Source organism: Synechococcus sp. CBW1002 (assembly GCF_015840915.1).
Taxonomy (GTDB): domain Bacteria; phylum Cyanobacteriota; class Cyanobacteriia; order PCC-6307; family Cyanobiaceae; genus CBW1002.
The window spans coordinates 2756386-2776546 of the sequence record NZ_CP060398.1 but is presented as its reverse complement, the minus strand read 5'-3'; the positions used below and the strand labels follow the sequence as shown (position 1 = coordinate 2776546).

At 54.1% G+C, this 20161-nt stretch carries 20 protein-coding genes; 4 read left to right on the top strand and 16 right to left on the bottom strand.

Features of this window, described 5'->3' with window-relative positions:
* The first annotated feature begins 69 nt into the window (after positions 1-69).
* From H8F24_RS19575 to H8F24_RS19565, 3 genes are all read left to right on the top strand, one after another.
* Positions 70-492 (top strand): hypothetical protein, encoded by a 423-nt coding sequence (locus H8F24_RS19575; RefSeq protein WP_231597839.1) that lies wholly within the window; start codon positions 70-72, stop codon positions 490-492.
* Positions 493-577: 85 nt separating this feature from the next.
* The gene (locus H8F24_RS19570; RefSeq protein ID WP_231597838.1) at positions 578-844 is read left to right on the top strand and encodes a helix-turn-helix domain-containing protein; all 267 of its coding nucleotides are present in this window, start codon (positions 578-580) and stop codon (positions 842-844) included.
* Positions 845-883: 39 nt separating this feature from the next.
* Positions 884-1513, top strand: a complete 630-nt coding sequence (locus tag H8F24_RS19565; RefSeq protein WP_231597837.1) for a DDE-type integrase/transposase/recombinase — start codon at positions 884-886, stop codon at positions 1511-1513.
* A 218-nt stretch (positions 1514-1731) separates the two neighbouring features.
* Here H8F24_RS19565 and H8F24_RS13750 read toward each other — a convergent pair whose 3' ends face one another.
* The gene (locus tag H8F24_RS13750) at positions 1732-2394 is read right to left on the bottom strand and encodes an FkbM family methyltransferase (RefSeq protein ID WP_197169990.1); all 663 of its coding nucleotides are present in this window, start codon (positions 2392-2394) and stop codon (positions 1732-1734) included.
* 376 nt (positions 2395-2770) lie between these two features.
* Positions 2771-3754: an IS5 family transposase gene (locus tag H8F24_RS13745; RefSeq protein WP_197169989.1), complete on the bottom strand. Its 984-nt coding sequence runs from the start codon at positions 3752-3754 to the stop codon at positions 2771-2773.
* A gap of 115 nt (positions 3755-3869) precedes the next feature.
* On the opposite strand from H8F24_RS13745, the gene H8F24_RS13740 reads away from it, so the two are divergent.
* Positions 3870-4961, top strand: a complete 1092-nt coding sequence (locus H8F24_RS13740) for an IS630 family transposase (protein WP_197169690.1) — start codon at positions 3870-3872, stop codon at positions 4959-4961.
* Positions 4962-5123: 162 nt separating this feature from the next.
* Here H8F24_RS13740 and H8F24_RS13735 read toward each other — a convergent pair whose 3' ends face one another.
* The 14 genes from H8F24_RS13735 to H8F24_RS13670 all read right to left on the bottom strand — a co-directional run bounded on the left by H8F24_RS13735 (position 5124) and on the right by H8F24_RS13670 (position 20161).
* Entirely contained in the window at positions 5124-6704 is a 1581-nt protein-coding gene (locus tag H8F24_RS13735) for a GMC oxidoreductase (protein ID WP_197169988.1), read from the bottom strand.
* A complete protein-coding gene (locus tag H8F24_RS13730; RefSeq protein ID WP_231597836.1) occupies positions 6701-7645 on the bottom strand; it encodes an aldo/keto reductase in 945 nt (314 codons plus the stop codon). Before H8F24_RS13730 ends, H8F24_RS13735 begins: the two co-directional genes overlap by 4 nt.
* A 949-nt stretch (positions 7646-8594) precedes the next feature.
* Positions 8595-9134, bottom strand: coding sequence for an FkbM family methyltransferase (locus H8F24_RS13725; protein WP_197169986.1), 540 nt, complete (start codon positions 9132-9134; stop codon positions 8595-8597).
* A gap of 213 nt (positions 9135-9347) precedes the next feature.
* Positions 9348-10301, bottom strand: a complete 954-nt coding sequence (locus H8F24_RS13720; protein ID WP_197169985.1) for an FkbM family methyltransferase — start codon at positions 10299-10301, stop codon at positions 9348-9350.
* A gap of 359 nt (positions 10302-10660) precedes the next feature.
* Entirely contained in the window at positions 10661-11743 is a 1083-nt protein-coding gene (locus H8F24_RS13715) for a glycosyltransferase family 9 protein (protein ID WP_197169984.1), read from the bottom strand.
* Between the two features lie 579 nt (positions 11744-12322).
* Complete coding sequence (locus H8F24_RS13710) at positions 12323-13210, bottom strand: glycosyltransferase family 2 protein (protein WP_197169983.1); 888 nt, start codon at positions 13208-13210, stop codon at positions 12323-12325.
* Positions 13207-13860 (bottom strand): FkbM family methyltransferase, encoded by a 654-nt coding sequence (locus H8F24_RS13705; RefSeq protein ID WP_197169982.1) that lies wholly within the window; start codon positions 13858-13860, stop codon positions 13207-13209. Before H8F24_RS13705 ends, H8F24_RS13710 begins: the two co-directional genes overlap by 4 nt.
* Before the next feature lie 72 nt (positions 13861-13932).
* Positions 13933-15498, bottom strand: a complete 1566-nt coding sequence (locus tag H8F24_RS13700; RefSeq protein WP_197169981.1) for a GMC oxidoreductase — start codon at positions 15496-15498, stop codon at positions 13933-13935.
* Positions 15495-16496, bottom strand: coding sequence for an aldo/keto reductase (locus H8F24_RS13695; protein WP_197169980.1), 1002 nt, complete (start codon positions 16494-16496; stop codon positions 15495-15497). The genes H8F24_RS13700 and H8F24_RS13695 overlap by 4 nt, the downstream gene beginning before the upstream one ends.
* Positions 16497-17003 (bottom strand): putative colanic acid biosynthesis acetyltransferase, encoded by a 507-nt coding sequence (locus H8F24_RS13690; RefSeq protein WP_197169979.1) that lies wholly within the window; start codon positions 17001-17003, stop codon positions 16497-16499.
* A 53-nt stretch (positions 17004-17056) separates the two neighbouring features.
* A complete protein-coding gene (locus H8F24_RS13685; RefSeq protein ID WP_231597835.1) occupies positions 17057-18184 on the bottom strand; it encodes a glycosyltransferase in 1128 nt (375 codons plus the stop codon).
* Between the two features lie 47 nt (positions 18185-18231).
* Positions 18232-18540 (bottom strand): hypothetical protein, encoded by a 309-nt coding sequence (locus tag H8F24_RS13680; protein WP_197169977.1) that lies wholly within the window; start codon positions 18538-18540, stop codon positions 18232-18234.
* Positions 18541-19450: 910 nt separating this feature from the next.
* Positions 19451-19783 (bottom strand): bifunctional 2-polyprenyl-6-hydroxyphenol methylase/3-demethylubiquinol 3-O-methyltransferase UbiG, encoded by a 333-nt coding sequence (locus H8F24_RS13675; protein ID WP_197169976.1) that lies wholly within the window; start codon positions 19781-19783, stop codon positions 19451-19453.
* Between the two features lie 15 nt (positions 19784-19798).
* Entirely contained in the window at positions 19799-20161 is a 363-nt protein-coding gene (locus H8F24_RS13670; protein WP_197169975.1) for a hypothetical protein, read from the bottom strand.

Genomic DNA, 20161 nt, shown 5'->3' with positions numbered 1-20161 from the left:
CGCGGGGGCATGAGGAGATGACCAGTGCATCGTTACAGCGAGGCTTTCCAGGCTGACATCAGGAAGCGGATGAGTCCGCCCGCTCGGCAGAGCGTGGCGAGGAACTCCGAGGAGACGGGCATTCACATCTGCACTCTCTACGCTTGGCGCAAGTGCTGGCGGCTGGAGGGGGAGGTGGTGCCGGCATCGCACAAGGACCCTGAGGGCTGGAGCGCTGCCGACAAGTTCACGGTGGTGCTGGAGACCGCTGGTTTCAATGCCACCGAGCTCAGCGCCTTCTGCCGGGAGCGGGGTCTGTACCCCGAGCAGGTGGAGCGCTGGCGGCTGGCATCGCAGGATGCCAACGAGAAGCTCCGCGCCCAGGACCAGCGGGAGATCAAGCGGCTCCAGAAGGAGCTGCGCAAGAAGGAGAAGGCCCTGGCGGAAGCGGCGGCGCTGCTGCTGGTCACAAAAAACATGCAGGCCCTCTGGGGAGAGGCCGAGGAGGACTGACCTCCGAGGCGGATCGCCGTAGGGCACTGGAAATCCTCGATGACGGTGTCGCCGCTGGTGCCACGGCGGCGCGGGGGCGGAGCGCATGGCCATCAGCCTGCGCACCCTGCAGCGCTGGAGGCGGCAGTTCGCGGGTGATGGGGACGGTGGGGAGCGCCGCAAGGGCAGAGTGCGCCACGTGCATCATCGGCTGAGCCAGCAGGAGCGCCAGCAGATCCTGGCGGTCTGCAACGAGCCGCCATATGCCTCGCTGCCGCCAACCCAGATCGTGCCCGCCCTGGCCGACCAGGGCGAGTTCCTGGCCTCCGAGAGCAGCTCCTACCGCGTGCTCCACGAGCATCAGCAGGTGTAGCGCCGCGGTCGGGCCAGGCTGCCGCAGCAACCGCGGCCGGTGCCACGGCGGCCTGCTGATGGGCCCAACCAGCTCTGGAGCTGGAACATCACCTTTCTGCCCATCAGCGTGTGGGGCGTGTGGCTCTACCTCTACCTGGTGGTCGACGTCTGGAGCCGCAAAATCGTCGCCTGGGACGTGGCTGAGCGTGAGCAGACCCAGGTGGCCGCCGATCTGATCAGCAGAGCCTGCATCCGGGAGCGGATCAGCAAGCGCCGCCAGCGCCGGCTGGTCCTGCACGCCGACAACGGCAGCGCCATGCGCTCCGCCACGCTGGAGGTGCGACTGGTAGAGCTTGGGGTGCTGCGCTCGTTCTCCAGGCCGTGGGTATCGAACGACAACCCCTACTCCGAGGCGCTGTTCCGCACCGCCAAATACCGGCCGGAGTACCCCAGCCGGCCCTTTGCCGGCAAGGAGGAGGCCTGCCAGTGGGCGACGGCATTCGTGCACTGGTACTGCCACGAGCACCGCCACAGCGCGATCAAATTCGTGACGCCACACCAGTGGCACAGCGGCCAGGCCGTTGCCATCTGTGAGCGGCGCACGCGGCCTTATGAGCAGGCCCGCCAACGCCATCCCAGACGCTGGTCACGATCGGTTCGCTGCTGGCGGCAACCTGTCGTTGTCTAGATCAATGAACCGCCAGATGCCACGACAGCCGAGGAGGAGTTACTGTTTCTGCAGGCGACCTGAATAGGCGCCGACCGGTGACATCTTTCCTGAAGGTCACCGGCCGACAGCTTCAGCGGGGTCATGGGGCTGCCAGTAGGCATGAAACGACTCCCCGAGGAGATATTTCATAATCTAACGGCTGTATGCGGGACGCCACACTAGGGCTAGGCATCAGTTCAGGCGAGCGAGTCTAACCATTCCCCAGAGATGGCCAGACTATCAGATGAATAGCCACCATAATGCATCTGGTAGTTATCCCGAGCAAATCTACCCTCCAATCTCGAGAGCTCATGGCGGGATAAATGACCATGCTCAAACTGAATTAAACGAGGCCGGTAACGCTTAAAGTCTATCGACTCTAAAACTTGCGAGTCATAGCCTTCACAATCAATCTGTAGCAGATCTAGATCATCAAACCCATGCTTTTGCAGGAGCGCGTCAAGCGTGAGCGCAGGCACCCGCACCTGCTGAAGTGACTGCTCAGGAACACCTGTTTGCCTGGACACCACGGAAGGGCTGAAGGACGTGACTGTTAGCGAAAAAGGAATATCCTGATGATCTGACGGCTGAACAAAGGGCACTCTGTAGATATTGATATAACTGCCTGACGGAGAGATAGCCGAGTTTTCAAAAATCAAACGATCACTGCAGGCAGCATAATTATGGACAAGCCGAGCGAACACATCCGGCTGGGGCTCAATCAGAATTCCACGCCATTCATGACGAAGGATGTAAGCGTGAAGTGGATCACCATGAATACCGTCGTTAGCACCAACCTGGACAAAAGTAAGTGGGTGCTCACGACACCGCATTAATAGGTTAACCAGCACGCGAAACACTGGAAGATGAGACTTCTGCTGTGCGGGGACTTTCCGAATCTCAACCCCATTTGAACGCAGATACGCTTGAAGAGATTTTTTCCCAAACATTGGAATAGAATTTAATGTTCAAAACAAAGATAGCACAAGCAATCCATGCCCAAGCAGAATTAACAATTCATACCCCGCCCACGAGTTCTTGCCTAGGGAAGCTCTGATCAAGACCGGGAATTGAGCGCAAGCGTGTCTCATTCTCGTCAATGAGACACATGTGGGGTATTTCTGTCCTTGGCTACTCGCCAGGTGCTCCAGTCCAGGGCCTGACTTGCTTATTTCTCGTGAGTTCCCCGATCATTTTTGGCTGCTCACCCTCAAGATGGCACACTTATTCTGTCATTTATGCTGTAGAAGGACAACGTTCGCGCACCATCCAGAGATTAGCGAGGGCAAACAGCATCGTCAGCTTGAGGTTGTTCTTGCGGATGCCTCGGTAGAAGACCTTCCGAAATCCAAACTGGCACTTGATGATCCGAAATGGATGCTCCACCTTTGCCCTGACATGGGCTTTCGCCGCCTCCATCAGATCCAGCAGTCTTCCCTCTGGGGTGTCCGGTAGAACTCGGCGCTGTCCGGGCTTCATGGCGATGCGCATCTCTGCTTCGCAGTCCTTGAACGCCTCACGCTTTTCGATGCCGATGTGGCCAGAGTTGCCGTAGATCACGCGTTCCTCGCCATGGACGCGATCGGCTGCCGTGTTCAGCTCATGGACGTTGGCAGCCGTGCTCACCACCGAATGGACCAGACCCGAGGCTGCATCCACACCGATGTGGCACCGCATCCCAAAGAACCACTGGTTGCCTTTGGCCACCGAGTGCATTTCAGGATCCCGCTCGCCCGTCTTGTTCTTGGTTGAACTGGGAGCGTTGATGATTGTGGCATCGAGGATCGTACCCTCCTTAAGCATCACGCCCTTCTCCCGCAGGCTCTGGTTCACCGTCTCCAGGATCTGCTCTGCTATCCGATTCTCTTCCAGGAGGTGGCGGAAGTTCAGGATCGTCGTCTCGTCAGGGATCCGGTCCTCAACCATGTCGATCCCAGCAAAGCGGCGGAAGCAGGGGGTATCGATCAGCATCTCCTCCATCAAGGGATCGGAAAGCGTGAACCACTGCTGCAGCAGGTGGATGCGCAGCATCACCACCAGCGGAAACGGTGGGCGCCCGCCCTTGGCAGAAGGCCTGTGGTACACAGGCGAAATCAAGGCCAGGAAAGCATCCCAGGGCACTGTGGCTTCCATCTCGTCGAGGAAGCGCTGCCGGCGCGTTTTCTTCTTGGCGTAGGTCTGCTCGTAGTCCGTGAAACCCAACTGGAGGGGGGCCGCCATCCGCTGCCAGTCTCAGCTTTGGAACTGTGCTGATTCTATCGGGTTTTTCAGGGGTTCCCTAGTATGCCGTCCCGGAAATAACAGCTAGAATCGAGAGTGTCACCCGAGGTGCCTTGTGGCGCTTGGTCGTCCGATGCCTCCGCTGGTCCTCAGCGAGGACGAGGTTCAGCAGTTGCGGGCCCTTGCAAATTCCCGGTCGTTGCCGCATTCGATCGTGCAGCGCGCTCAGATCGTGCTGGCCTGCGGTGCCGGCGAGACCAACACCGCCATCGCCAAACGGATGGGGCTGACGGGGATGACCGTTGGCAAGTGGCGCAAGCGGTACCGGGAGCTGGGCCTGGAGGGCCTGCATGACGAGCTGCGGCCGGGTAGGCCTCGCACCTACGAGGACGACACGGTGGCGGAGGTGATCAACCGGGCACTGCAGACCAAGCCCACCGATGGCAGCACCCAGTGGTCTGCGCGCTCCCTCGCGGCTGCCACCGGCATCTCCAAAACCACCGTTCACCGCTGGCTGCAGACTTTCTCGGTCCAGCCCCACCGGCAGAAGTCGTTCAAGCTCTCCACCGACCCGTTCTTTGTGGAGAAGGTCCGCGACATCGTCGGCCTGTACCTGAACCCTCCGGATAAGGCGATGGTGCTCTGCGTCGACGAGAAGACGCAGATCCAGGCACTGGACCGCACCCAGCCGCTGTTGCCCATGGGCCTGGGTTACGTGGAGGGCGTCACCCACGACTACATCCGCCACGGCACCACCACGCTGTTCGCTGCTCTGGATGTGGCAACAGGCGAGGTGATCACCCAATGCAAGCCCCGCCATAGGCATCAGGAGTTCCTGGGGTTCCTGCGCCAGATCGAGAAGTCGGTCCCCGAGGAGCTTGATGTCCACTTGATCGTCGACAACTACTGCACCCACAAGCACGCCAAGGTGAGGGCCTGGCTGGCGCAGCGGCCCCGCTTCCACGTGCACTACACACCGACCTACGCCTCCTGGATCAACCAGGTGGAGCGTTGGTTTGGGATCATCACCCAGCGGGCGATCCGACGCGGCAGCTTCTCCAGCGTCAAGGAGTTGATCTCCAAGATCGAGCAATTCGTGGCGGCCTACAACAAGACCAAGGCGCCGTTCAACTGGACGGCCACAGCGGATTCAATCCTGGAGAAGCTCCAGCGACTTTGCTCGCAGATCTCCGGGACGGCACACTAGATTTCGGAACTCAAAGTTGACTTGGCCGATAAGGATAGAACGAACAAGTATTGGATTTAGACGTTGAGGCAAGACATCTAGATATGTTATTCTATGCAGTGGTGATTTCGAGACACACCGATGGCCAGTGGATTCGCCATAACAGTGGAATAAAAATTAGGACTATTTTGATAGGCGTGATTTTAGGTGATCGGCCAATCGCACCGCCAAAGCGATCCCAGTATGCGTAGGATTAGAATAACCGGATACCGGGAATAAAGAGCACCCGGCTACATAGAGATTGGGCACCTCGTGCATTCGGGCATCAGGGTTAGTAACACCTTCCTCGGGGTTCGTACTCATCCGCAATGTACCCATTTGGTGGTACACATCGCTCAAACTTCGTTGAAACTCGTAAGGTGAGTCAATGACATCGCTAAGTGGCTCTACGTCAGCAAGGCAAAGCCTATGAAACTCATCGCGCACAGTATTCGTGTAAGCCTTTATTGCCATGCGAGATTCATCTGCAATACGCCAGTTAAGACATGCTAGAGGCATTCCGAGCCGATCGTCTTTCTTTGAAAGGCTTATACGACTTTCAGGACGTGGGAGTTGCTCTGAATGTGCCTCCAAGAAGATCTCTCCTTCTCTACTAGCTTGTATGCGATGTTTGATACGTACACCATAAGCAAATTTCGCTACTTCTGGCAGATTGATAATGGATTTAGCAAGAAGGGGAATGCCGTCACTGGGTATTGTTCTTCTCTTCAAATGACCGATCAGTGTTTTGAGCGCATTTATACTTATGGAATTATCGACTGAAAAACGGAAAAAGCCGCCAACATTTAAAATGCGATTTTCTCGCTGGAGGGCATCCGAGATGACCACTTTGGGAGCATATTTAGTTCCTCCCACAATAAAGTTATCATAAATCTGATGAAAAGTCGCTCGATTTTTGGGGATGATTCGAGCTACGGGCAGGCTAATATGGTCTTGAAAGTATCGCCCGACTAGTCCATTGGAATTACCGATACCACGATCATCCTGCCTTCTTGAGGCCAGAAGGAGGCGTGCTGATTCAATTGCACCTGCAGCCAATATATAAAAGCGTGCCTTGGCCATAGCAGCATGACCAAGAGTAGATCTTATAGAAAGCTCCTGAACCTCTCCATGCCTATTGATTAAAATTTCAGTTACAGTAGCATCCAAAAGAACCTCCACGTTAGAGCTTAAAGCAAGATCGCCGCGCATGTTATTCGCGAAATTAGGTCTTGGACTCCAACTTGAAAATTCTGACTTTAGTTTTTCAGGATTAAAAAGCGGCGGATTTATGCCATGACCTATCCAAAGTGAATCACCACCAGTGGCTAGCTTTAGCTGTGCTAAATCAGCAGCTCGTTTATAAAATGGTTTAAGTAATGTTTTCTGGAAAGGCCAACCGGAAACACCAAGCCATGGTCGCTCTGTAAATACAATATCCCCTAACGGTAAGAACTGCCCACCCCAAAGTGTTGTAGCACCACCAAGAACACGTCGGCGTCCCGAACTCGTGGCGCCGTTAAATTTGTGGCCAATATTCTCGACAGCGAGTAATGTGTCACTTACACAGTTAGAATCAGCAAGACCCGACTCAAGAAGAAGAATTGAGAATCCTGTATGCAAAAACTCTGAAGCAATCGCAAGGCCCATCGCACCGGCTCCGATGATCGCGATATCCGCCTCAAATTCTCGTTGGATAGAGGTTTCACCTAATCTATTAATCATTTAAAGGCTACCAATAATTCCATGAGACGTTGAAGCTTTTGAGGGGGTAGTATCGGATGCTGAATGGCACAGACATTGGATTTAATTCTACGAATCTTTGTTGTAGAAAACAGAGTAATCCCATTGGGATTTTCGGCGGCAGCATAGGCCAGCATTGCATTGGCGAGTACTAAAGGGTCTTTCAGGTCAACACCTAATTCGTCACTCCATGCTTCAGCTTGTTTGGAGTGCTGAGTAATAAGCTCAAGCAACTTTACTAGATTATGGGAGAGCGCTCGGTGCGTTATCACAGCTCGATTAGGCAAACTCGGAATACGTTTTAGATTGGGCCTAAGGAGACTATTTTCAAGCTGTATTACATTGGTATAAGCTGGTATTGTTTGATCGATCTCAAGGATAGATTCAATTTCAGATGCCACACCAAATGAGCGAATTTTCCCATCAGCTTTTGATTTCATCAAGAAATTAAGCAGGTCGGGATTGCGGACATCCTTGGATCGGCAATCGTGCAATAAATAAACGTCAATTGTATCAACTTTCAATTTGCGAAGGCTAGTTTCGAGCGCCGCTCGGGCTTCCGCAAGTTTGAAGCGATGTGTTCGTTCACCCGCAGTCCTTTCGATTTGCTTTCCGAACGATTGTGCGCCTAGCCTACTGAAGAGGCGAGAAAAACCGGCTGTAGCGAATGGTAATGGATTAATTCCAAACTTTGTTGCAACCGTCGCTTTCCCAGGATTAGCCTTAAGGAAGCGTCCGAGTTCTGATTCCGCTTCGCCAAGGCCGTAGTATCGAGCCACATCAAAGTGGGTTACTCCTAGTTCCAATGCTTGGCTAAGAAGTCTCTGCCGATAAGCTCTTGAGCCACTGCCCATCAAAGCACTACAGCCAAACCCTAATGATGATGTCTCAATATCAGTTCCCGAAAGAACTATTCTTTTCATTGTAAACCTCTGGATACCATTGTTGCTAAATCGGTCTGCTAAGATTCGCCATTAAAGAAAATAGAATTCAACATATATATCTACGCAGAGCAGGCCTATAGCACGATTGCGCATTGAACAATACATGCCTAATAAATGTGCTAAAGCCATAATACAGAGGGTGCATCGCTAAGTTACTATGCTAGCAATCAATTTCTGGAACCGAAAGGTGGTGGATTGAGATGTCGTCGAACGAAAAGAACCAGCCATTGCAGTCGATCTAGTGAGCAGGTCTTTCTTGAATAAGTGGATAAGCAAGAGGAGCCGCCAACCTTTGATCCCACACGCCGTCAACGGCAATGCTTTGCGTGCCGTAACGCTGGAGAGCCGGCTGTAGGAACTGTGAGTGCGCAGGATGTTCTCACCGCAGCGCATCAGCTACAACATCCTCTACTCCGAGTCGCTATTGCTCACTGCAGAGTACCGCCTCGCCTAACCCAGTCAACCGTTCACAAGCCAGCTCGGGGCCTATCAGTGTTTCGCGTCATTAGCGGATTCGATACAACCACCTGCACCACCACAGTGGCATCAGGTACGTGACGCCTCAGCAAAGTCACGAGAGACAAGCCGTGGAGATAAGTAGGCATCGCGCTATGTGTTCGAATCAGGCTCTCCAGCTCAATCCACGGCGCTGGTCACGAGCGATACGCTGTTTGAGTTGGCAAGAAGTGGTTTGAGCTACCCACCTTCAACAGACATTGATTGCACAACAGCTACGTTGACGATGGCTGCTGGAACAGCAGTAGGAATGTCGTCCTTCCTGTCAGTTGGCGAAATGCCCTGGCGATGCCTCCTCAGCATTGCGAAAATCTGCTCGTCGTACGGGAAGCCCAGCTGGAGGAAGACAACTATCCGTTCCAAACTCAGCTTTGGATCAAAGATAATTTTTACATTCTTCTCATAATGATTCCTAAATTAATGGAAGAAACCAAAAGTTGTTAACACCGCGTTGAGCATGGCGATTTAATTCCAGAACCGGCTGTAAATAAAGACCATTTTTTGATAAGATAAATGGGTGATAATCAAAAGTTCTTAAGAAGTCTGGCACAGCCACTAGGTTTCCAGGACAATGTCTTTCTTCGATTTCAATTAAAAGCGCAGGATGAAAGGAGTTTAAGAGAGTTTCAGCACCTTTAAGGCATTGAAGTTCGTGGCCTTCAATATCTATTTTTATGAAGCTTACGTCAGTTAATGAATAATCGTCTAAGCGCTTAATAGGAACATTTTGAGTGACAACTTTTTTTATCCCAGAATTGCCTACAAGTAAGTTGTTTTTTTCAATTGTTCCAATGCCGGTATTAGATGGATCAAATCTTAGTTCTGCAAACCCGCTACAGTCGGACAACGCTATTTTGTGGAGACTGGCATTTTTTGGCAAGATCGATTCAAGTCGAGTATACAATAGAGGATTACATTCGAAACAAACAACCTCTTTTGAATATCTAGCCATGAAACATGAATAGATCCCCTGATTGACACCTACATCGATCGAGATCGTGGTTTTATTGCAGAAACTTTGAACGATCCATAAGTCTCGTTCGAAGTTCTTATTCTTACGTATAAAGTCAAGAGAAAGGAATAGAGATGGTGATAATTGATGACCAATAGTCCAAAGCTGTTTAAATAAGTTCATTGCTTCAACAATGCAGCGCCATAATTTAGCTTAAAACTTTCTAAGGCTATTCAAGCGTTCTAGCGGGGCACAAAGGACGTTACCTCGAAAGTCATGACAAATCTGAAAGGATCTAAGATAGTTGAGACGCCAATTAATCCTAGGCCTCAAAGATAGTTTGTCAGCGTCAAGAAAGATATAGTCGTGGGGGAGCATTGTTTTAAGGGAAGAATTATTTAATTGAAACATCTTGAGCGATTGCGCGCTTAGTTCACACATGACAAACGGCCTTGTTTTTACAAGGAATTGTATCATTCCCGAAAGAGCAGCATACTCGAAGCCCTCAACATCAATCTTAACTAAGACCGACCGCGCAAGTTCTGGTAAATCTAGGTTATCAAATGCTTTGACACGTACCAACTCAACCCGCGTATTAGCCGAATCATGTTCCTTGCTAAATGAATTTGTACCCCCATTGAATCCGACTGAACAATTGATTTCAGCATCGTAATCACTCTCGCCTATTGCGTAGTCATGAAGAACAATGTTGGAAACATCAGCGCGAGATACCTTACGTCTGAATTCAGCTAGACACGTAGATACTGGTTCAAACGAATGAATAAGCGAAGCATGCCGGCTTAGGTATAATGCATGATGGCCTATATTGCCACCTACATCAATATATATTGGATCAGCAGAGGTAGCAAGAATGGGCTTATAAATGTTTTCCAACAAATTCTTCTCATCGGCACCAAAGAAGAATGCGAACCAATCAATATAGTTTCCTAGAAAGCCTGAATACAGCACTCCATTATTTTTGACCTCATAATAGAACTGTTTCCACCTAGCAGGATGTGGATTGTTTTTATTGGCAAACAGATGCAAAATACGTTGCTTGCTGTAATCCGAGAGAAATGGAATTTTAAAGTGCCCAAAAGCCCGAAGCAAAAAAAAGTACTTGGGCATAGATTTCGCCTGATCAAGAAAAGGTAAAGTATAATTCATAAAATTCTAAATCGTGACCGCGGATAAAATGCCTCGATAATTTCCTTAATCATAATGTTTTTTCAGAGAGGTGGAGTACATAATGGCATCCTCTCATGACAACCTGCTACGATAGATGCGAAGAAGTTAATGAATCATACATATATTTGCAGGAAGAGGATGAGTGCTGTCCCCAGAATTGTAGCTAGAACAACATATCCAACGTCATTGTTTATTTTATTTCGACCGCCAACTTGTGGTTCGATTCACGTGACGAGCCCGAGACAGGCCCTGAACATCATCAAATATCAATGCAACTGTTGTAAAGAAGTATGTTTTTAAAAAATTCCTTTACAACGAAAGCATCATGTAAGTTTGAGTCATGAGGAAAAATCGAGCACTCGCTGCTTTCTGGCTTCCTTGCCCCATGAGACTCTGGACTTAAGCCGTAAGAAGGCTGATTCTACATCCTCGACGCTAATTTCATCCATGCATTCTTTGGTTTCACATTTTAACTTCCAGCATATCGTGCAAGGCAAGTGATCTTTTCGAATAAGTTCTATATAATCAAGGCCAGCGGGTGGAAGCCATAGGCCTACGGGTTGTGCGGCATTTCCAAGAATAACTGTTGGAAGAGTAACAGCTCTGGCAACATGCATGGCGCCAGTGTCTGCTGAAATACAAAAATCGCAACAGGCCATTAACGCTGCTAATTGTCTTGGTGAGGTTTGGCCAGCAAGAGAAACTGAGTCATGCCCAATCCCCTGTCTAATATTATTTATATCCTCCTTGTTCGCAGCCGTCCCTATAAGGATGACAAGGGCGTCATACTGACTAATAAGTAATTTGCCTACCATAACAAATCTATCGGCATACCATGCGTTTGGATGCCCTTTGCTCGTTTCAGTTACAAATACAACTCGTGGCCTTGCTTCAGAATAACGACTGAAAAAGCTATCATATATATCTATATCGTTATGACAAAAATGTATCGAGGGCTCAGTTTCTTTTAACGGATTACGCGTTAATTTCGCTAAAGCTTTGTTATTCCTCGCGATATTTGAATCATTACTGTTATGGTGGGCTCTAGAATGCAAAAGGCAAGGTCTTACACTGTATCCTATTCGCTCTTTTATACCAGTAAGGATTGCAAAAACTGTAATCAAGCTTCGACGGTTCCCATAATCAAGCACAATAGCGTCGTATTCTTTTCTCTCTGGAAATATCTTTGTCGCGGCATATAGAAATGCCAATAAGGGTGATTTGATTGGATTCGGTGCTGCATGTAACTTGTGAACATAGGGGGAAGCTGCCATGAGATCAAGTGAATGGCCGCTGGCCACTACAGAAACCTTTAGGCTCGGGTTGGATTCCTTAAGACTCCTTAGGGTTGCGGTTGCGATAACGGCACCTCCGAGTGGAATCTCAAAATGAACGTATAATATATGCCTGTAATCAGCCATGATGCCATGTATTGCATGGGATAAAGGGGATTCCCGCGAAAAGCAACGCGTCTACCATGTTCGTATGCAAGGCAGGATAGACTGGGCTCAAATCAACACATTTGCACGCATTTCATCTCTAAAGATTTTCAGATCAGTTTCGGTAGACATGGACAGGCCTTCTTCAAGAAGCCCCAATTAGTGCAGAGATGTAACCAGGCTAAGAATATCGCGGAATAACTCCGCCGGTTGGCACCAAAACACAAAAAGCGGCAGCACTCAGAATCAACTCGGTCGTCCTGATCATGGACAGCGGCAAGAATGGTCATTTCATCTCATTGTCCCACCCCCCCCAAACCCATTCAACGACGGGTCATTTGTAAGGTGCATTGTGCGCGCGATTTCGGGCAGTATGAAAGCGAGGAAGGGAGAGGCAATTGGATTGCTTTGAGTCGCCGTTGTGCTCATCGCGCGACACGAACCCGCTTGCTACCTCACCTTGGCGACTGCGGTTAACAGCGGCATAGCTGTTAAGGGTGCTGTCTACCAGCAAGGCGGGAGTAAGCAGCACCTCGCGAAAATTGATCAAAGCTGGCGGCTTCACAGGAGCAACCGCCCCAATTTATCTGTGGTCTCATGCAGGCGGCAGGACTCAAATTCCTGCACCTTGAGCACGATGAAAGCTTCGTAGATGCTCTGCAGTAGGGCGTAGGTGAAGCCGGGGCGGCCGTCGAGGAAGCCGCGCTTGAGCACGTAGAGGAGGACAAACTTGATCAGCGGCCGGGCGGGGAGGCGGTAGAAGAGTTCCTTCTGGTGGAAGCGGCGGCGGTTGAAGTCGCGCTCGAGGAATGCGGCGCGGAGGCTGAAGGGTTCCTGGCTGGCGCGGTTCTGGAGGATCTGCTGGGCCTCAAAACTGCTGTAGCTGTTGTGGCGAGCGATCCAGTGGCTGAGGCCTTTGGAGAAGGGGTAGTGGTCGAGCGGGTGCTGCAGATCGCCGACCGGGCCATCCACCACCGTGATCGGATTCACCAGGCGTTCGTAATGCACGAACTCAGGTCGGAAGAAGCGGATGTACCAGGGCGAAGTCTGCACATGCTTCAGCTGACGGCCCTGGAAGAAGTCGCGGCGGCGGATGCGGTAGGCGACGCATGTGGGGCTCGGATCGCTGGCGATGGCCTGGAGCTCGGCGGCGGCTTCGAGGGTGAGACGCTCATCGGCGTCGATGACAAAAATCCAGGGATTTTTGTATTGGATTTCGCGAATACCCCAGGTGCGATGACAGGCCTCGTCGCCACCAAAAGCGATTCCAGGCTCTTGCCCTGGCCTTTGAATCACTCTTGCTCCAGCCTTGGCAGCAATCAAACTCGTGTGATCCGTGCTGAACGAGTCATAGACGACAATATCATTACTCCATTGTACCGATTTCAAGCAACCAGGAAGATCAAGCGCTTCGTTTTTGGTCAGAATCAAGATCGAGCAGTTACTCATGAACGCCGAAAGGCATGAATGTGACTGAAGTCTGTGTATTCAACCTCAAAGCCGGCGCCGGCAAGGACGCTTGCAATATCAGCAGCGGCGTTAATCAGACCACGCTGTTCCAGGAGCGCAAAATGAACTTCAACGAAGACATGATGAAGGTCGGACGATGAAAGAGTCTTACGACTTCCTTCAAGCACATGCCACTCATACCCTTCTACGTCAATTTTGATCGCAGCCGGAACCCCAACTTTTTCTGCGATCAAGTCAATTGTCTCCACAGGGACAGTCATCCCTGTCCCTGCGCCCCCCAGTGTGCTGATAGCAACCTTGTTTGTAGGAGATGTGGAACCACATTCTGCATCCATCACGAGCTCACCGGGCTGATCAGCAACAGCGCATTGATGCACTTCAATCCAGGGCCTTGCAGCCACCATCCCTTTGATCATGCTGGCGGAGGCTGGCACAGGCTCAAAGGCATGCACACTGCCGGAGGGCCCGACGCAATCTGCGAACTTTTCGGTATAGTAGCCGACATTGGCACCTACATCAAAGACGCGCATTCCAGGCTCAAGGCTATTCATCATCGCCTCATCAAAGCGAGATTCATAGCCCTTATTGATCAGCCGATAGAAGGGGCTGTTCTGGATGGCATGCAGCACACCAGCACGTCGCAGGGCATTACGCAGCCGAATCAGCGCAGGATTTGAATACATAAGGAAGAAGAGTGTTGGTTACAGAAAGCGCAACTGCTGCGCCAAACGCAGGGTGAGCTGCATCAGCGTGAGTGTTGGGTTGGAGCTGCCGCCGGTAGGGAACACCGAGCAGCTAGTCACAAACAAATTGTGGATGCCATGCACCCGCAGCTGGGGATCCACCACGCCCTGCTGGGGGCTGGCGGCCATGCGGGTGCCGCCCATCGGGTGGTAAGTGTCGCTCACGTGGGCCTGCCAGTCCGTGCCGGGCTCGAAGCTGTGGTGCCAGCGGATCGGGCCGGGGTTCCAGGCCTGCCATTGACGATCAAACAGCTGGCGGTAGCAGGCAAAGGCGTGGCGTTCGGGCTCCCCCCAGCGCCAGTCGACCACGGCCTTCGGCATGCCAAGAGCGTCGCGCTGGGGGGAGAGGCGGATGCGGCTCTGCGGGTTGGGCTGCTGTTCGCTGTCGATGTAAAGAGTGATCGCAGCTGCAGCCGGGCACCAGCGGCGTCGGCGGACGGCGGCTTTCCAGGCCAGGTAGAGCAGATCGAGGCTTTCGGCGGGCAGCTTTTCGATGGTGGGAGCGGGCACGGAACAAGGGCTCGTGGCGCTGCGCTGGCGGGCCTGGAGCTGCTGGCGCAGCCAAGCGAAGCCCGAGGTGCCGGGCGCCTCGAACACCAGATGACCCATCACATTCAGGCAACCCTGGCGGGCCTGCCAGGCAGCGGTGGATTCGAGCTTCAGGGTGTGGCGCGTGCGGCAGATGAACCAGGGCGCAAAGCGCTGCAGAAAGGGCCGGCGGGGCTGGGGGTGAAGCGTGGCGCCCTTGATCGAGAGGTGATCGTGAAACCAGCGGCCCAGCTGATCGCTGTGGTTGCCGATTCCCGAAGCCAGCAGCAGACGGGTGGTTTCGATCGTGCCGGCGGCAATCACCACCTGCCGTGCGCTGAAGCGGAACTGTCCGCCGCGCAGGGTACGCACCGTGAGAGCCGCCACTTGGCTACTGCTGTCATCTAGTTCGAGCTCGGTGACGCCAGCGTGGAGAAACACCTGCGTGTGCGGATCGGCCTCGCAGCGGGGCCCGAGCGTGGTGGCCACATTGCGGTGCGCGAAGGGCGCCCACTTGGAGAAGCGCGGCTGCAGATCGGGATCGCTGAGCCGGGGCCCGGGAGCGGGCAGCTGATCGATCAGCGAGGCATCAAAGGGGGCGTGGTTGGCACCCAGCAGCTCCTCGCAGCGGTGGAGATAGGGGCTGAGCTCCTCGGGATCGAGAGGCCAGCCGCTCTCTGGCACATGCGGGCGGCGCTGAAAATCATGGGCAGCCAGGGGCAGCAGCTGGCCGCCCCAGTGGGTGGAGGAGCCGCCATACACCCGGAAGCGGCCTTCGGTGGTGCCCAGGTGGGGCACGCCGGCCATCTCGGCGGCATAGAGCGCCTGGCTTTCGGCTTCCTCGCCGGCGCCGCCCGCCTCCAGAAGATCCACGCGGCGGCCGCAGCCGCGCAGGGCATCGGCCAGCACAAGCCCGGCGATGCCGCCGCCCACGATGCAGAGGTCGCTCTCAAACTGCTGCCCCGAGGGCAGCTCCTGCAGATCGATGCGGCTCATGGGGCGATGCCTGTGCTGCTGGGCCTGGTTACCGGTGGCCGCCAGAACGCCTCAAAGGCGATTGCCTCAGCCGCCGACCAGGGGGGGGCGTGAAGCAGCGTGAGCGTGCGGACCAGGCGCTCGGCGTCGGTGGTGGCATACAGCTGAAGCCCGCCGGGATCACTGGCCAGGGCAGCACCGAGCAGGGCGGCGGCCAGCACGGTGCCATCGGCGAGGGAGCAGTTGAGCCGTTCGCTCCAATGGTGCTGCAGCTGGGGCACAGCCTCGAAGGCCTGGCGGATGGGCTCTAGGGAGCGGCGGATCCGCCCAAAGCGGCCGTGGCCGATTGGCAATCCGAAGAGCAACGAGGAGAGAGCGGGCGCCGCCTCCAGAAGATCGTCTTCCCACTGCAGCCAGCGGCCCGCCAGGCCAGGGCGGGCCTGAATCAGAGGGCCGCAATCCGGCCAGAGACCGGAGAGGCCGAAGGCGCCGATCAGGCCCTGCTGCTGCAGCTCCTGCAGGGTGGCTTCCAGCTCGAGATCGATGGCATCGGCGGGCGTTGGCTCATGCAGCAGCAGCAGATCCACCGACTCCAGGCCGAGCTGGCTGAGGCTGGTGTGCAGGCTGCGGCGGGCCTGGGCGGCGGAGAAATTGCGCGGCACCATGCGGCTGCCATAGAGGCGCCGGGCGAGCGGGCGGAGCGCAGGAAGGCTGCGGAGCAGGCGCCGGAGGCCACCCTGGCGCCGTGAAGCGGGCGACGGAGGAGCCGCAGCGCCGAGGCCGAATTTGGTGGCCAGCGTGAGCTGGCCCCGAAGATGGCGCAGCAGAGGGGCCAGCTCGGCCTCCGCCAGGCCGAGACCGTAGAGGCGGGCCACATCGAAATGGCGGATTCCGTATTCCACAGCGGTGGCCAGGAGCCGCTGGCGATCGGCTGAATCGGGCAAGCGCAGGAGGCTGGCGCAGCCAAAGCCGAGGGCAGAGGTGCTGCGCCCATTGGGCAGGGTGAGGGCGGGCAGCATTCAGGCTTGCGCGTAGCTGGGCTGGGTGCGGGGTTTGAGAGGCCGGCAAGGGTTGCCGGCGCACACCGTCCATGTAGGTTGATTACGGGTGACCACAGAACGGGCGCCGATCACCGCACCCTCACCGATCGACACACCCGGGCCTAGAAAAGCCTCCGCGCAGATCCAGGCATCGGCTCCGATGCGAATCGGCCGGGCGAAAAGCTGAAAATTCGCCGACTCATGATCGTGGCTGCCGGTGCACAGATGAGCACCCTGCGACACCACAGCCCGCAAACCCAGGGAGACCTCAGCCATGGAATACACAATTACCCGGCGCCCGAGCGTGGAGTAATCCGCCATCACCAGGTTCCAGGGAGCCCAGATCTCCACATCGTTATATACATAGCAAGGGGCACCGATCCGAGCACCGAACCGGCGCAGCAACCAGCAGCGCCAGGCATGGCAGGGCGGTGGCGTGGGACGGAACAACAGCATCCACACCAGCTGCCAGATCAGCCTGGCCATGCGGTTGCGCCGGCTGAAGCTGGCACCTTCAAAAGGATGAGCTTTTGCGAGAATCAATGGGCTACAAAGCTGGAATGTGCTGGAATCGCAAATTGAAGCACCGACACCAGATTCGTGGCGGCCGTAGAGAAATCAAATCGCTCAGAAAACAGCCGAACAGCCCGTTGTTTCATCTGCACCTTCTCTGAGTCCCCCATTGCCAACCATTGACGGAGCGCCTCCGTAGTGCCAGCCAACGTATCCGCATGCACCAGCCCTGCCCTTGCAGCAACCACCTCCGCCGCGATGTTCACCGGCTCAGCAATCGCCACCGGCAAACCACAAGCCAAAGCTTCGGCCACCACGATGCCAAAGTTCTCCTGGTGGGAGGGCAGGCAAAACAGTTCGGCGGCGCGGAAGGCGCCCCACTTGAGATCGCCGCTGAGCATGCCGAGCCAGGTGACGCTATCGGAGATACCCAGCTTGACCACGCGCTGCTGCAGCTCGTCCTGCCAGCCCAGCTGATCGGGCCCGGCGATCACCAGTTGCAGGCGGGGATCGGTGGACGCCATTGCCGCGAAGGCCTCAATCAGCAGATCCACTCCCTTCTTGGGGTGAATGCGACTGAGGAACAGCAGGAGGCGCTGGCCGCGCAGCTGGGGGAAGCGGCTCAGAAACAGCTCGCGCTGCTGCTCGGCATCGCCGGGCGGCGCTGAAGTGCCGTAGCCCACCACCACTTCGTTGGCCTGGTAGAGCCAGAAGCTCTGGCGGGCCAGCAGCCGCTCCTGCTCGGTGGTGAACAGCACGGCTTGGGCATCGCGCAGCACCCGGTAGTCGGCCCAGGGCCAGTAGGCCCACTTCTTGAGGTGCTTGAGCGGGTAGGTGCGCTTGAACCAGGGATCGAGCATCCCGTGGGTGTACACGAAATAAGGAACACCTGTGCCGCGCAGGGCGCGCCAGGTAGCAAAAGCGTGGTACTGCCAGGTGCCGTGGATGATCACGGCATCGTGCTGCTCAGCCAAGGCGCGGATGCGGGCAGGCAGGCCGCGGCGGTAGCCGTAGCCGCCTGCTACCGGCCCCAAACCGATGGCCTCAAACGGCTGGTTCTGCAGCCAGGGGGCATCAGGGGGGTCAAGGCTGGCCACGGTGGTGGCAACACCCAGGGCCGCCAGGTGGGGGGTGATCTGGCGGACGCCCTCCATAGGGCCTCCTCCTGAGGGGTTGAGGGAGCGAATCAGCCTGAGGAGTCTCAAAATTGCTGCTGCTCAGCTACAAACATAAACGTGCGGCTCCAGGGGCCGCTACAGGCATTACGCCCAGTTTCCACGGTGATCGCTGCAGCAGGGATGGCCCTCACACGGCACAAGACCAGGCTGCGCACCTTGCCTTTCATGCCAATGGAAGCACCAATGTTTTCGTAGGCGCCGATCCAACGAAGGCCGCTCGCGCGGCTGAAAACCTGCATGCTCTCGGGAACGGGACACCACAGATTAGTGAGATCGCCCCAATACACTGCACCGCTGAAAGTTGATCGACCATTGGGCACATGGCCGATCAACCGGCCCCCTGGACGCAGTACGCGCTGACTCTGCACAAACCAGGTAGCGCAGATCTTGTGCGGCAGGTGATCAAACACAGGGCTCGTAGTGCTGCAAGACCGTCACCCAAGTCCACAGCACTGCAGCCATGGGCCCATGCTTGCTCAACCTGGGACGCGCTCAGCTCAACCGCTCGGGCCGAGCTGCAGCCCAGCCGCTGCAGCGCCACAGCCAACTCACCCTGACCGGCTCCCAAATTGAGCGCCTTCTGGCAGGGAACCGGTAGGTGGGGGCCAGCAACCGCTGCAGCCGCCGGGTCGAGGCCTCACGCGTTGCCGCAGTCTTCTACATGACTTGCAGGAAAACATAATCCTGATGAGACGAGTTAATAAAATTACTCATAGTAGCGATCAAAGAAATCTATCAGTTTAGATGCCGGCGCCTAGCACTTTTGAGCCATTCACCAAGAAAAGGATTTAAAAAAGACAATCAAATCATACTACAGCCGTTAAATCGTGATAAGGGTCTCATTGGGGCAATGTGCGGCTATCATTCTTTTGGGGTTGTTGTGTGGGCGTCGGCTGTAACCAAAAAATCCTTTGCGAAACTCGCAATAGATGGCCCTGAGATTCTGCCAAAAGCTCTTTTCTCAATACTCAAGACTAGTTTCAACAGGAGCGACCATCCAGGCAAATCATAACACATCATGGACTCAATAAGCCTAGACAAAAGATTTTTTAAGGGCTTTACAAAATTATTATAGCGCGATATTCTCCTTGACAATTCCAATGAGAAGCTGGAGTCACCAATGTGCACAGAGCGAACGATCATCTGAGGGCAACTATAAAACTTTATCGAAGCAAAACCTAGCTCCTTTAAAAGATGAGACATTTCAATTCGAGATGTCTTAAAAGGGTGGCCAATGTCAAGCTAAGATAGATCAAGAAAACGCAGAGGGGCGTTATTTTTCTCTAACATTTTTGAAATCTCTTGTTGATAACTACCTGCCTCAAGCAGCAATGGCATGCCGGCAACTAAAACACCACCTGGAGCCAATGAGTCTTGGGCAAGGCGGATAAAATCATGGGGTTTATAAATATGCTCTAATAAGTGATGGGAAAACAATACATCAAATTCTCCTTGAAAGTCAGCGAGTGAAATTAGTACGTTGCCCACACGATAGGAGGCATTGCATTGATTTATACGATCTAGGCTGCAACCATCAACCCAATCAAATGCTGTTATTGCCGCATCCGGAAGCAAAGTCCTTAGCATAAGTTATTCAAGCCCAGCTCCAACACCCAGTACAGCAACAGATTTAATGTTCCTATGCCGAAAAATAGCTTGTAGTGCTTTACTTTTCCAGATAAAGGATGGCTCTTCTTCAAATATACTAACAATGTCAGATACAGAGCTTGCTTTCGGCGATTCGAGACGGAAGGAATGGGGAGGGGCACTAATGGATATATCTTCAAAAGCATAGGGAGGATATTCCGCTGTGCTTCTGTAGTCGCCAATGATAAACTCGCACGTTCTGAGACGCATAAACATGTCAAGATTGGCGCGGCGGCTGGGGCCTCCAAAAGGGTATTTCTGCCAGTATTGCTCATTAACTTGAGGCGTTCCGATTAGAATCTGCAT

Coding starts and splice junctions, on each gene's coding strand:
- H8F24_RS19575 (WP_231597839.1), top strand. CDS start 70: ATGAGTCCGCCCGCTCGGCAGAGCGTGGCGAGGAACTCCGAGGAGACG.
- H8F24_RS19570 (WP_231597838.1), top strand. CDS start 578: ATGGCCATCAGCCTGCGCACCCTGCAGCGCTGGAGGCGGCAGTTCGCG.
- H8F24_RS13745 (WP_197169989.1), bottom strand. CDS start 3,754: ATGGCGGCCCCCCTCCAGTTGGGTTTCACGGACTACGAGCAGACCTAC.
- H8F24_RS13735 (WP_197169988.1), bottom strand. CDS start 6,704: ATGATTAATAGATTAGGTGAAACCTCTATCCAACGAGAATTTGAGGCG.
- H8F24_RS13730 (WP_231597836.1), bottom strand. CDS start 7,645: ATGAAAAGAATAGTTCTTTCGGGAACTGATATTGAGACATCATCATTA.
- H8F24_RS13725 (WP_197169986.1), bottom strand. CDS start 9,134: ATGGCTAGATATTCAAAAGAGGTTGTTTGTTTCGAATGTAATCCTCTA.
- H8F24_RS13720 (WP_197169985.1), bottom strand. CDS start 10,301: ATGAATTATACTTTACCTTTTCTTGATCAGGCGAAATCTATGCCCAAG.
- H8F24_RS13715 (WP_197169984.1), bottom strand. CDS start 11,743: ATGGCTGATTACAGGCATATATTATACGTTCATTTTGAGATTCCACTC.
- H8F24_RS13710 (WP_197169983.1), bottom strand. CDS start 13,210: ATGAGTAACTGCTCGATCTTGATTCTGACCAAAAACGAAGCGCTTGAT.
- H8F24_RS13700 (WP_197169981.1), bottom strand. CDS start 15,498: ATGAGCCGCATCGATCTGCAGGAGCTGCCCTCGGGGCAGCAGTTTGAG.
- H8F24_RS13695 (WP_197169980.1), bottom strand. CDS start 16,496: ATGCTGCCCGCCCTCACCCTGCCCAATGGGCGCAGCACCTCTGCCCTC.
- H8F24_RS13690 (WP_197169979.1), bottom strand. CDS start 17,003: ATGGCCAGGCTGATCTGGCAGCTGGTGTGGATGCTGTTGTTCCGTCCC.
- H8F24_RS13685 (WP_231597835.1), bottom strand. CDS start 18,184: ATGGAGGGCGTCCGCCAGATCACCCCCCACCTGGCGGCCCTGGGTGTT.
- H8F24_RS13670 (WP_197169975.1), bottom strand. CDS start 20,161: ATGCAGATTCTAATCGGAACGCCTCAAGTTAATGAGCAATACTGGCAG.